At 40.5% G+C, this 13,004-nt stretch carries 14 protein-coding genes; 8 read left to right on the forward strand and 6 right to left on the reverse strand.

Going from position 1 to position 13,004, the window contains the following annotated elements:
- The first annotated feature begins 67 nt into the window (after positions 1–67).
- From ACFI34_RS06055 to ACFI34_RS06080, 6 genes are all read left to right on the forward strand, one after another.
- Positions 68–1,372, forward strand: coding sequence for a metal-dependent hydrolase family protein (locus ACFI34_RS06055; protein WP_462672798.1), 1,305 nt, complete (start codon positions 68–70; stop codon positions 1,370–1,372).
- Positions 1,373–1,380: 8 nt separating this feature from the next.
- Positions 1,381–1,788, forward strand: coding sequence for a nuclear transport factor 2 family protein (locus tag ACFI34_RS06060; RefSeq protein WP_462672799.1), 408 nt, complete (start codon positions 1,381–1,383; stop codon positions 1,786–1,788).
- Positions 1,789–1,842: 54 nt separating this feature from the next.
- Positions 1,843–3,081 carry an ATP-binding protein gene (locus ACFI34_RS06065; protein WP_462672800.1) on the forward strand — a complete coding sequence of 413 codons (1,239 nt, stop codon included), beginning with the start codon at positions 1,843–1,845 and terminating at the stop codon, positions 3,079–3,081.
- On the forward strand, positions 3,078–3,602 hold the full coding sequence (locus ACFI34_RS06070; protein ID WP_462672801.1) for a response regulator transcription factor: 525 nt from the start codon (positions 3,078–3,080) through the stop codon (positions 3,600–3,602). The genes ACFI34_RS06065 and ACFI34_RS06070 overlap by 4 nt, the downstream gene beginning before the upstream one ends.
- A 17-nt stretch (positions 3,603–3,619) precedes the next feature.
- Positions 3,620–4,042, forward strand: coding sequence for a thiol-disulfide oxidoreductase DCC family protein (locus ACFI34_RS06075; protein ID WP_462672802.1), 423 nt, complete (start codon positions 3,620–3,622; stop codon positions 4,040–4,042).
- A gap of 69 nt (positions 4,043–4,111) precedes the next feature.
- Positions 4,112–4,390, forward strand: coding sequence for a peptidylprolyl isomerase (locus ACFI34_RS06080; RefSeq protein WP_004588770.1), 279 nt, complete (start codon positions 4,112–4,114; stop codon positions 4,388–4,390).
- Between the two features lie 78 nt (positions 4,391–4,468).
- On the opposite strand, the gene ACFI34_RS06085 is transcribed toward ACFI34_RS06080, so the two are convergent.
- The 6 genes from ACFI34_RS06085 to ACFI34_RS06110 all read right to left on the reverse strand — a co-directional run bounded on the left by ACFI34_RS06085 (position 4,469) and on the right by ACFI34_RS06110 (position 8,868).
- Entirely contained in the window at positions 4,469–4,816 is a 348-nt protein-coding gene (locus ACFI34_RS06085; protein WP_006791652.1) for an energy transducer TonB, read from the reverse strand.
- A gap of 167 nt (positions 4,817–4,983) precedes the next feature.
- Positions 4,984–5,643: a DsbA family oxidoreductase gene (locus ACFI34_RS06090; RefSeq protein ID WP_006791653.1), complete on the reverse strand. Its 660-nt coding sequence runs from the start codon at positions 5,641–5,643 to the stop codon at positions 4,984–4,986.
- Positions 5,644–5,752: 109 nt separating this feature from the next.
- Entirely contained in the window at positions 5,753–6,973 is a 1,221-nt protein-coding gene (locus ACFI34_RS06095; protein WP_462672803.1) for a M24 family metallopeptidase, read from the reverse strand.
- A gap of 153 nt (positions 6,974–7,126) precedes the next feature.
- Positions 7,127–7,735 (reverse strand): flavin reductase family protein, encoded by a 609-nt coding sequence (locus tag ACFI34_RS06100; RefSeq protein ID WP_006791655.1) that lies wholly within the window; start codon positions 7,733–7,735, stop codon positions 7,127–7,129.
- Positions 7,736–7,744: 9 nt separating this feature from the next.
- Positions 7,745–8,473, reverse strand: a complete 729-nt coding sequence (locus tag ACFI34_RS06105; RefSeq protein WP_462672804.1) for an SDR family NAD(P)-dependent oxidoreductase — start codon at positions 8,471–8,473, stop codon at positions 7,745–7,747.
- Positions 8,470–8,868 carry a thiol-disulfide oxidoreductase DCC family protein gene (locus ACFI34_RS06110; protein ID WP_058552999.1) on the reverse strand — a complete coding sequence of 133 codons (399 nt, stop codon included), beginning with the start codon at positions 8,866–8,868 and terminating at the stop codon, positions 8,470–8,472. The genes ACFI34_RS06105 and ACFI34_RS06110 overlap by 4 nt, the downstream gene beginning before the upstream one ends.
- Before the next feature lie 120 nt (positions 8,869–8,988).
- Here ACFI34_RS06110 and ppc point away from each other — a divergent pair, with 120 nt between their 5' ends.
- Positions 8,989–11,634 carry a phosphoenolpyruvate carboxylase gene (ppc, locus tag ACFI34_RS06115; RefSeq protein WP_462672805.1) on the forward strand — a complete coding sequence of 882 codons (2,646 nt, stop codon included), beginning with the start codon at positions 8,989–8,991 and terminating at the stop codon, positions 11,632–11,634.
- Between the two features lie 432 nt (positions 11,635–12,066).
- Entirely contained in the window at positions 12,067–12,993 is a 927-nt protein-coding gene (gene cdd / locus ACFI34_RS06120; protein WP_462672806.1) for a cytidine deaminase, read from the forward strand.
- Positions 12,994–13,004: the final 11 nt, after the last annotated feature.

A 13,004-nucleotide genomic window follows, 5' to 3' on the forward strand; every position in this document is an offset into this window, starting at 1 on the left:
CTTTGTATCGTAAATATTCGCTATTAAAGTTTTTTTAAGGTAAAGCTAGTATAAAAAAGGAGCATGTATGAAAACAGCACTCACAACATTATCTTCAATTGTATTGGTAATGTTCGCTAATAATGTAAGCGCAGCACACTCTAAAATTATTTACGCAGGTAGTTTACTTGCGGCACCTGAGCAGGCGCTAAAAAAAGAACAAACCTTGGTTGTTACCCATGACAAAATAGTGGCTATTAAAGATGGTTATATATCAAAGTCAGCACTTAATTTACCCGATGCTGACATAGTTAATTTAAAAAACCAGTTCGTTATGCCTGGTTTGATTGACATGCATGTGCATGTAACTTTTGAACGTGATGCTAAAGCAAACCCTCACCGTTGGGCTACAGAGTATGAGGCTGATTACGCGCTGCGCTCTATTAAGTATTTAGAGCGTACGCTTGATGCGGGCTTTACGTCGGTGCGTGATTTAGGCAGCGATTACCAAGTTATTTTTCCGCTAAAACGCGCTATTGAGCGACAAGATATTGCCGGTCCTCGTATTTTTGCAGCGGGTAATACAATATCGCCAAGCGGCGGTCATGCTGATATGCATGGCTATAGAAAAGATATAACCGATGTGTTTAAAACGACATTAGGCATTTGTAATGGCGCTGACGATTGCCGCCGTGCAGTGAGAGAAGTTATTAAAAGCGGTGCCGACGTAATTAAAATTACCGCAACGGGTGGTGTTTTAAGTAATACCGCAGCGGGAGTAAATCAGCAACTCACTGATGATGAGCTGGCTGCCATTGTAGATACAGCCCATCACTTAGGACGCAAGGTAACAGCGCATGCCCACGGAACAGAAGGTATAAAAGCAGCGCTTAGAGCTGGGGTTGATTCAATAGAGCACGGTTCTTATTTAGATAAAAAAACAGTCGATTTATTCAATAAAACGCAGGCCTATTTAATTCCTACTTTGCTTGCTGGTGCCACGGTAAGTGAAGAGGTACTTACTAATCCTAATATGCCAGCGGCAATTGCCAATAAAGTGCGAGAAGTAACGCCTAAAATGCAAGCATCGTTTAAATTAGCGCTCAAAAATAAGGTGAATATTGCCTTTGGTACCGATTCGGGTGTATCGCGCCATGGCCTTAATGCAAACGAATTTAGTTTAATGGTTGATAATGGAATGACTGAGGCGCATGCAATAAAGTCAGCCACAGTGTATGCTGCTAAATTGTTAGGACAAAGCCATCACTTAGGCGACTTGAGTGTTGGTAAACAAGCAGATATTATCAGCGTAAATGGCTCGCCACTTGAAGACATAAACGTACTTAAAAACGTGCAATTTGTCATGAAAGCGGGGCAAATTTACAAGCAATAGGGAAGCACATGAGCAGCAAAATTAAAGCGTCGTTGTTTAATCATTTAATTGAGGCTGAGCGTCAATTACTTGAGCCTGAAGTTCGCCAATCAGAACGTGCACTCGATGCTTTACTTGACGATGAGTTTATCGAAATTGCTGCTAATGGCACGTCGTTTAATAAATACCAAGTACTCACACGCCTACCCACTGAAGTGGTGCCGCAGTTTTATAATCAGCATTTTAAAGGCCGAATGCTGAGCGTTGATGTGGCACAAATAAGTTATCAAGCAGCGTATAGACGCTCGGTCCGTGCCGAATTTAATTATTCACTTCGCATGTCGTTATGGCGTAAAAATAGCGCACAGCAATGGCAAATGGTGTTTCATCAAGGCACACCATGCGCTGCTTTTACAATTTCAATGGACGATGAGTAACGTTTTACCTCAGTTCATTTTTATCTATTAAATTGGAAAATCATTGTTTTGTTAATGCAAACTGATCCCACTATCAGCCGTTTACTTATGCTTCGAAGCGGCGCTATTGCAGTACAATTAATTGCAGTATTAAGTGTTTATTTTTTACTTGATTACCAATTGGCATTACTGCCCTTACTTGGTGTTATTGCTTTAGAAGCTGTATTTCAATTAATCAGTCTATTTGCTTACCGAAAGGTTAGTCACGCTAAGCCCTCAGTTATGTTAATGCAACTCACTGCTGACGTTTTGTTTTTAACTATTTTGCTTTCTTTAAGTGGCGGCGCAACTAATGCCTTTGTGTCGTTGTTGTTGCTACCCATTATGATAGCAGCGGTAACGCTACGTGAAAAAGGCTTAGCTTATATTGCTTTGCTTGCCATTGCTGCATACAGCTTTTTGTTAATAAATATGCCCGATCACAGTATGCATCAAATGAACATGAGCGGTCACTTTGTTGGCATGTGGGTTAACTTTGTTTTAAGTACCAGTGTAATAGCGCTTGTGATAGGGGCTATGAGCCGCACGCTAAAAGAACGCGAACGCATTATTGCCAAAGCAAGAGAAAAACAACTACGAAATGAGCAGTTAGTCACGCTTGATGGCGCAGCAGCACAAATAACTCATCAGTTAGCAACACCGATAGCTAACTTACAATTGTTGTTTGAAGAATTATTAGAGGAGCAACCAAACAATACTATAGTTAAACAGATGCAAACCCCACTTGAACAATGTCGCGAACAGCTCAATAGTTTTAGAGCGCTATCGGAGCAAATACGGGTTAAAAATGCTAAAGATCAAATGACCCTAGCGCAATTACAAACAGCTATCACTGATGCCTTTTTATTACAATACCCTGATCAAAACATAAAGTGGGCTGCCTCTTCAATTACTGCCGTGCTTTTAAGTGATGCGATGTTATTACCGGCTATATTAAATTTGTTGCAAAATGCGGCTATTGCAAATCAAAAGAAAGGTAAAACAAAGCTTGAGTTAAGCTGGGAGCTTAACCAGCAAGATCAATGTATAGACTTATTAATCCGTGATTTTGGCGATGGTTTTACGTCCTCACAACTAGCTGAACTAGGCGGGCAAGTAATGCCTAGTGAGCAAGGCATGGGTTTGGCCGTGTTGTTATCTAACGTCACATTTGAGCGACTAAATGGCTCGCTAACCTTATTTAACCATAAAGAAGGCGGTGCCGTAGCAAAGGTACAATTAGCTATTATCAATAGTGAGCAAGCAGCACAATGAAGTTACTGATAATTGAAGACGATATAAATTTAGCCAGTACGCTTGCTAGGCGTTTAACTAAGCAAGGCTTTATGTGTGACGTTGCGCATAATCAAAGTGATGCGTTACTTCGTGCGCGCCAAATAGTACCCGACTCTATTTTATTAGACATGAAACTCGGGGACGACAATGGCTTAATGCTTATAAAGCCACTGCGCAACTTATTAGAAAATACACATATCGTCATACTTACTGGGTTTGCTAGCATTGCCACTGCGGTTGAAGCAATGCGCTTAGGGGCAAACGATTATTTAACTAAACCTATTGATATGGCAACATTATTAAAAGCACTTAATAACGAAACAAGTGAACTTCAAGCGAGTATTGATGATGCTGTTATGTCGCCTGAACGCCTAGAATGGGAGCATATTCAGCAAGTGCTACACAGTAATAATGGCAATATATCGGTCACAGCTAGGCAATTAAATATGCATAGACGCACATTGCAACGTAAGTTACAAAAAAAGCCGGTTCAGCACTAACCGCTTAAGGTAAATAAATGAGTGAAAATGCAGCCACACTAATGCGTAATCGAAAAATTATATTATTCGACTCACAATGTAAGTTATGTAGTGCGTGGTGTAATTTTATAATTAGTAACGATACCAATGCTATTTTTAAATTATGTAGCGTGCAATCCCCAAAAGGTGAAATGCTATTAACTCACTTTGGTTTTTCAACTACCCAATACGCCTCGATGGTGTACTTACAAAACGGCAAAGTGTTCACACAAAGCTATGCTTTTTTTGAAGTGGTTAAGCAGCTAGGTTACCCCTATAAACTAGCCACTGTATTTAGTGTTTTACCAAATAGCTTTAATAATTGGCTATACGATAAAATTGCTTTAAACCGCTATACCTTATTTGGAAAATATCAGTATTGCCGTATTCCCTCTAAATGTGATGAGCTTCACTATTTATAGAATCAATTAGATGCCCTCAAACAGGGGCTGTGCTAAAATCGCCGCGTTTTAAATTATCAGGGCTTTGAAATGGCAAGTACAGCGCACGCACTCCACATATTGGTTAAGCACAAAGAAATAGCAGAAGACATTATTAAGCAATTAGGTAAAGGTGCAAAATTTCAAACCTTAGCTAAAAAATATTCGTCGTGCCCATCGGGTAAAAAAGGCGGTGACTTAGGTGAGTTTAGACGCGGGCAAATGGTTCCGCAGTTTGACAAAATAGCCTTTAATGGCGCTATTTTAGAGCCACACCTAGTTAAAACTAAATTTGGCTGGCATGTTATTAAAGTGCTTTATCGTACTTAGTTCACTTTAATTAAAGATGCATCTTTGGGTATATAAATAAGGCTGCAATGTGCAGCCTTTTTTTGTTTTAGTTAGTTATTATTTTTCTAAATTGAAATCTATAGTCATTTCTAAGTCTTCATCAACTACTGCAATACCATTAACTACTTTAGGTGCGTAACGCCATTTAGAAAGAGAGCGAATTGCAGCTTTATCAAAAGTTTTAACAGGCTCAGCTTTGATCACCTTAATATTAATTGGCTTACCAGATGTATCTACATCAAAAGACATTGTCACGCTACCTTCTATCTTTTCACGGGCGTTTTTAATTGGATATTCCGGAGGGCTCGGCATTATAAGCGTAGAGTGAGGGCTATCAGCTAAAGGTGTTGTCGAACATGCAGTTAAAAGAAACAGTGAAGTTAGTGTTGTAATTATATATTTCATTATAAATCCCTTTATAGGTACTATTATTGATTTGTTAAATGTAGTTTCTATAATGACACCAAAAGAGAACGAAGGTAAATAACAAGTTTGTATTATTTTTGAACTCATAAATATATAAGAAAGGCTGCAATGTGCAGCCTTTCTTTATTTTAAAATTTATTTGTATATCAAGCGTCTTGCTTGGCTTCTTCTTCGCTAATTTGTTTTAGTGCTTGAATAAATGAGTCACTTGGTTGTCCGCCAGTGAGTGCGTATTTATCGTTTATGATAAACGTAGGGACTGAGGTAATACCCATTTGTTTAAAGTTATTTTGCTCTTGGCGTACAGCTTGAACGTATTTATCTGAGTGCAAAATATTTCGGGCTTCTTCTTTATCAAGGCCAACACTTTCGACAACATCAAGCAGAGCGTCTTCTTGGTTTAAGTATTTTAAATCGGTGAAGTGCGCTTCAAAAAAGGCGAGTTTTAACTCGGTTTGCTTACCTTCTTCACGTGCCCACATTAATAAACGATGCAAATCAAAGCTGTTGATCATGATACGTTTGCCATCAAAGTTAAACGTAAATCCAGCACGCTTTCCTGCTTCGAACATGTTTTTACGATTTTCATCGCCTTGCTCTTCAGTTAGGTTGTACTTTTGCATTAAATGTTCGTTTAAGTCTTGACCCTCAACTGGCATATCTGGATTTAGCTCAAAAGGATGCCATGTAATATCTGCACTCATTTCGTCTTTGAGTTGGCCAAGCGCTGTCTCTAGGTTTTTATAACCTACCACACACCATGGGCACATTACGTCTGACACGATATCAATTTTAAAGTTTTTCATATTCATCCTTTTGCGGATTGCTTTGGTATATCAGGGATATTGGGATGAAGTATGCATTATCAATCCTCAAACTAAAAAGAGCAGCTAATTGCTGCTCTTTATATAGGGTTTAAGCGTTAAGCCCAAACGGGTCGTCAATACTATAGCTTGGTTGTGTAAACCAATGTGGGCCGTTGTCGGTCATATAAAAATGATCCTCTAAACGCACCCCAAATTCATCGGGTATCACTAGCATTGGCTCGTTACTAAAACACATGCCCGATGCAAGTGGGGTTTTATTTCCACCTACCAAGTAGGGCCATTCGTGAATATCTAAGCCAATACCATGGCCAGTTCGATGCGGGCAACCCGGTGTTTGATACTGTGGCCCTAATCCTTGTGCTGCTAAATAGTTACGGGCGCCTGCGTCAACACTTTCGCAGGTAGCACCAATACTCGCGGCGTTAAATGCGGCGAGTTGCGCTGCTTTCTCATGATCCCAAAACATGCGCTGTCGCAGTGTTGGTTCACCAAATACATAGGTGCGGGTTATGTCTGATAGGTAATCGTGTACTTTACAGCCGGTATCTATTAATACCATATCGCCTTTTTTAAGTACTTGCGCATCTTTAACACCATGGGGGAATGACGTAGCAACACCAAACAATACAATGCAAAAATAGTTGCCCGGAGCGCCTACTTTTTGATGCGCCTTTTTAATAAAGGCTTCTACTTCAGTGGTGGTAATACCTTCGTAAAGCATACTCGCGGTTGCTTGATGGACTGCAAGGGTCATGTCCATAGCGCGTTGCATAAGCGCTAATTCGTTCACCGATTTATGCATGCGGCAATGTGCAGTAACGCTTTGTGCATTAATTATATTTAAGCTTTTTTGTGCTTTGTTAATTCCATCGAATATAAAAAATTGCGCACTTTCATCAATGCCAATGGTGGCGTCGTTACTAATATTGAGTTGTTTCAATACGCTAACAAATAGTGCATAAGGATTTTCGTGCTCTTGCCAGCCGTGTATTGGTCCTTCAACCACTTTAAAGCCATTAAGGGTACCAATTTCAAAGTACGGGGCTATGTATTGTACTTCACCAATCGCAGGTAGTATTGCGCCAACCATTCGCTCACTGGCGTACCACTTCATGCCTGTAAAGTAGGTTAGGTTAGTGCCTGCATTTAAGTATATGGCATCGATGTTGTTAGCCGCCATATAGGCTTGTGCTTTTGCTATACGTTCAAGGTGTTCGTCAGCCTGAATAGGTGTTAACGATTGGGTCATATTACTTAAGCTGGCCAATGCTTGCTCTGGGGTTTGCGTGCCAATACCGATTGTGCTCATGGGATTCTCCTTGGAATTTTCGCTATTGTGCGCAATGCATTTTTAAAATTCAATGTTCTGCGATCAGCAACATCGATTGAGGTTTTGAGCGCGTTGGGGTTAAGTTGGGTTGTGCGTTTGTCATGACAAAGGGGTGAAATACACCCCTAAAAGTTATTTTTTTGCGTAGGGAAGGCGCGTTAATTTATTGGCTGTGTGGTAGCTGTCAAGGCCTGTAACCGCGACAGTATCAATGGCTTGTAAATCTAGAAAGCCATCGCTTTGCAGAGCGGTTTCATCTAAATACACATCGACAATTTCACCAATCACTAGTTCAGTTCCGTTAATTTCAAGATGTTTACTTTCAACAAATTTTACTGAGTATTTTAAGCGACTCTCTTTGACAAAAGGGGCCGAAAACTCATTTAAGTACTCAGGTGTTAACCCTGTTTCTTCAAATTCGGATTCGTCTTTGTCGTAGCGTGCTGATGTTTGATGCGCTTGTTTATAAATAGACTTATTTACCTGATTGATAGTGTAAACACCTGTTTGTAATATATTTTCAAACGTATGGCGCGGTACACTGTGTGGGCGCATTATCATACCTACGAGGGGAGGGTGAGCACCCAAATGAATAACCGAACTGACAATCGATAAATTAGTGTTGCCTAGTAGGTCTTGTGTGCCTATTAGGTTTGCACTTTTAAACCCAGATAACGAGTTTATTAAATGTGTACGAGTACGTTTTTCAAGTGCGTCGATACGCGCTTTAGTAAAATGCATTTTAAATCCTTACCACGGTATAGTTAAGCCTTGCCAATCTAAGTAGGCCGGTTCGCCATTTAGTTCTAAATCAGGGTTATTATTTGTTAAATCAAAAAGTTGGTGTGCTACAAATTCAGGTGTAAACAATTTGCCTTCGGGTACATTTTTTTGAAAAGGCTTAGACAGCTCGGTATCGGTTGTACCAGGATGAAATAACACAAGCTTGGTGTTTTTTGCACGACGAGCAAGCTCTACTGCGGCAGTTTTAAATAACATGTTAAGGGCTGATTTAGATGCACGGTAAGTGTACCAGCCTCCCATTTTGTTATCGTTGATACTTCCCACACGTGCACTGAGAGCTGTTATTGTACAATGCGTTTTATGATTAATTAAAGGTAAAACGCTTTGCAAACAAAGCAATGGGGTGAGCGTATTAGCGTTTATTAACAAATTAAAATAATCAGCGTTGATATCTTCAAGCTTTTTTTCTGGCATGTGTTCGGAGTTATGTAATTTACCGTTAAACATAATGACTTGGTGTATGTCGGCTTGTTCATCTTTTAAATGCTGAGTCAATCCAGATAAGCTATCCGCAGAGTAGTCAGTATTATAATAACTAATGTTGTCACTATTTTGTGAAAATGTGTTGCTTGAGCTTACACATACAATGTTAAATTTAGTTGCTTGGTTTTGAAGGTGCTTTACGTAGGCTTTAGCTATCGCGCTACTAGCACCAAAAAGGATGATAGTTTTCATTTTTTACCTTTTGATTTTATGGCGCACTGCCCGTTATTGCATTGGGTGTTAGGCATTAAAAACTGGCTAATAGAGTGCCTATGCTTTGCAAAAAAAACATACCCCCAATCTGCAAAAATTCTAATAACGGGTAGACGAAGTAATTTCAACCACCTGTGTTTACCAACTGTTTTCCAAGACTGGTAAGTTACATCTAGCCCATAAATCATCTCACCAGTATCTAATTGCGCTTGCAAGTAAGTAAGTGCTTGAGTTTTATTCACATGAGCATAACGATGGTTAAAGTCGTTTGCATTTAAGTCTTCAAGCGTAATGAGATTGTGCTTGTCGGCTTGCTTTAGCTGCTGCATTTCGGTGCTGCAAAGGGGGCAGTTGCCGTCGTAAAAAATGATCATAACAATGCTTTGTGATTATTTTATCTATACTTTTTTACGACATGACATTGCAAATGGATCTATTAAATATGCGCTCTTAATGATATTAATAGTCTTCCATGAAACAAAGGAGACTGAGAAATGAGTGAACAATATGCCGCCCTGCGAGGTAATGTAGGTCTACTTGGACAATTATTAGGTCAAACTATAAAAGATGCCCAAGGCCAAGCAATTTTAGATAAAGTAGAAGAAATTCGCGCTTTATCAAAATCCTCTCGCAGTGGTAATGAAGGCGATCGCAAGGCGTTAATTGAAGTATTACATGCGCTTAGTGATGAAGAGCTTTTACCGGTTGCCCGTTCATTTAATCATTTTTTAAATTTAGCCAATGTGGCAGAGCAGTTTCATACTGTATCGCGTTTTAATGATGCTGGCCTTGGCCAGCAAAACCCTCTCACTCAAACATTAAAAACGTTAGCCGCGAAAGCACAAGAAGGTCAGCTAGATTCGAACCACCTTGCTGACACACTCTCAAAACTCCACATTAACTTAGTACTAACGGCACACCCCACAGAGGTTACACGTCGTACAATTATTAACAAGCACGTAGAGTTGAGCGATTGTTTAGCATCGCTTGAGCGAAAAGATAACTTGGAGCATGAGCGCGAAGCTATTTTAAATAGAATTGCTCAGCTAATAAGTCAAGCTTGGCATACAGACGACATTCGTCGTTCGCGCCCAACGCCTGTAGATGAGGCTAAATGGGGGTATGCAGTTATTGAAAATAGCCTTTGGCATGCTGTTCCGCGTTTTTTACGTGAGTTTTCGGAGCATGCAAAAGAGCAGTTAAGCCTAGAGCTACCCATTGACTACAGTCCAATTGAATTCACTTCTTGGATGGGGGGAGACCGAGACGGTAACCCATTTGTTACTGCACAGGTTACTTCGCAAGTTCTTGACCATGGTCGTTGGATGGCGCTTGATTTATATAGCCGAGATATTGATACGTTATGCGCCGAGTTATCTATGTCTGATGCTAGCGAAGAGCTTATTGAGTTAGCTGGCCAAGACTTTGAACCTTACCGCACAGTGCTCAAAAAACTTAAAGGCGAAGTGTCTGAAACAGTGGCACATTTAGGTGCAAAAATTAAACACAAACGCACTGATGCACAAGATCTTGTGACTGATATTAACCAGCTCAAGCACCCAATTGAGATGTGTTATCGTTCGTTATTAAAATGTAACATGAAAGTCGTTGCTGACGGCTTACTGCTTGATTTAATGCATCGTTTAAACAGCTTTGGCTTGCGTTTGGCAAAATTAGATGTGCGTCAAGACTCATCGCGCCACAGCGACGTTTTTTCTGAACTTACGCGTTATTTAGGGCTAGGGGATTACAACCAGTGGCAAGAGCAAGACAAGCAAGCATTTTTATTAGCGGAACTTAATTCGCGTCGTCCGCTTATTCCTAAGCATTGGCAACCAAGCCCTGATGTACAAGAAGTGCTCGACACCTTCGATGTAATTGCACAGCAAGATGAAAAAACATTTGGTTTGTATATTATTTCAATGGCACGTACTGCATCCGATATTTTAGCTGTACAGTTACTTCTTAAAGAAAGCGGCTGTAGTTTTGAATTGCCAGTTGCCCCATTATTTGAAACATTAGACGATTTGAATAATGGTAGCGACGTGATCACGACGCTACTCGATAATGTGTGGTACCGCGGCCATATTCAAAATACGCAAAATGTAATGATTGGTTATTCAGACTCGGCTAAAGATGCCGGTATGATGGCAGCAGGTTGGGCCCAATACGAAGCCATGGATAAACTCGTGCAGCTTGCAGACGAGCGTGGCATTGAGCTTGTGTTATTCCACGGCCGGGGAGGAACTGTTGGTCGAGGTGGTGCACCGGCTGCGCAAGCACTGCATTCGCAACCGCCAGGCTCACTTAAAGGTGGTTTACGGGTAACAGAGCAAGGTGAAATGATACGCTTTAAATTTGGTTTGCCAGATGTTGCTCTACAAAGCTTAAATATATATGCAGGGGCAGTACTGCAAAGTAACTTATTACCACCGCCAGAGCCTAAGCCACAATGGCGAGAAGTTATGAAGCTTATTAGTGAGCAGTCGTGTGAGCATTACCGCAATGTTGTTCGCCACGATGAAAACTTTGTTCCTTACTTTAGAATGGCAACGCCAGAATTAGAGCTCTCTAAACTTCCGCTTGGCTCTCGCCCTGCAAAACGCAACCCTAATGGGGGCGTTGAAAGTTTACGTGCTATTCCGTGGATTTTTGCATGGAGTCAAAACCGGTTAATGTTACCTGCTTGGTTGGGCGCGTTAACAGGCTTAAAAAAGGCGCTAGATCAATATGGTTTAGAAACACTAAACGAAATGAGCCTCAAATGGCCATTTTTTAGAGCTCGCTTAGAAATGCTTGAAATGGTATTTAGTAAAGCAGATAGCTGGTTAAGTGAGCATTATGATAATGCGCTGGTGGAAGATATGTACAAGCCATTAGGTGTAACGTTGCGAAAAGAGCTTGAAGAAGCCATTGAGCTTGTGCAGTCACTAAGCCCGCAAAAAAGCTTACTTGCTGCTCAGCCTTGGATAAAAGAGTCGATTAGTTTACGAAACCCATACACCGATCCGCTTAATGTATTGCAGGTTGAGTTGCTTCGCCGTGCTCGTTCTAACGAGGAGCATAACGAAGGGGACATCGATAATGCATTAATGATCACGATGACAGGTATTGCTGCAGGTATGCGTAATACTGGTTAATCATTAACGTTTATTATTTAGTAAGGGAACACGCTGTGTTCCCTTTTTTTATGTTTAATAACCGAGGGCTGTCTATCTTTCGAGGTTAAATTTGCAGCAGTGTGTTTGGTACTTAGGCAAGGCAGAGCCTATGTAGTGTGGTTATTCCCCATAAATAGATGATAACGCAGCATGAATACCAAACACGCGCTGCCAGAAGGTTCGTCCTAGGGACGATTAACTCTTTGTTGCCTACATGGATGTAGGTAAGGGGCGTGAGCAGGACGCGGAAGCTTTGCTCGGTTTTTAGTTAGCCCACTAGATTACAAACCTCGCGCCACGATCAAATCGTCCCTAGTTAGAACGAATTTTAATCCTGAAAGGTCAACAGGCACTAGCAATTTGGGTCTTAACCTTTTAAACTACTTAGCCATTGAATAATTAAAAAATGTTATGGCTTCATCAACTTTTACTGTGCAACAAGACACAGCACTTACAAATTCTCATATCACGCTAAACGTAGCGCAAACAGCGTCTTTACGTAGCCAATTAAAGTCGCAACGCGGCATATTAAACGCAAACAACATTGAACAGCTGTGCGAAGAGTTTAATGTTTCAGTCGATTCATTGTTACAAGGTTTAGTGCCTTTAGCGTCTGAGTTTTCGGTGGCTCCAGTATCACATTTTCATGTGGGTGCAATTGTCAAAGCTCTAGATGATCAGCAGCAAGTTAATTTTTATTTTGGCGCTAACGTAGAGTTTGATCACCAAGCGTTGAGTTTAGTTGTTCATGCAGAACAGTCTGCCATTAATAACGCTTGGTTAAATGGTGCTAAAAAAATTCTTAAAATTGCTATAAGCGATGCTCCGTGTGGCTACTGTCGCCAATTTATGAATGAATTAGCCGACGCGAAAGAATTTGATATTTTACTTCCAAGTCAACATTTTAAATTAGCAGAGCTATTACCTCACTCGTTTGGACCAACCGATTTAGGTAACGAATTTAGCTTGTTTAATCCAAAACCTCAGTGTGCGGTTTTTGATGATGAACAGATCGAAGAGATTTTTGCTGGCTTTGCGTTAAATGCGTATGTACCGTACAGTCAAAATTTTAGTGCGGTAAAAGTAAGTACATTTAATAATGGGGATTTTTACGGCAGTTATGCAGAAAACGCAGCCTATAGTCCAAGCTTATCGCCTCTACAAAGCGCGTTGAGTCAGTTCTTTTTAGCTGGCCTTAGTTTTGATAAAAAGACGGTGAAAGGCATCACACTGTTAGAAACGAAAGGGCACGAAAATCAAGCAGGTGTTTCGAAAGCGGTACTATCGGGATTTACTGATTTGCCAGAGCTAAAAGTAATTAGTGCAGCGCTTAAATAATGTCAAAAAAG

This window comes from Pseudoalteromonas sp. PSi26 (assembly GCF_054960575.1).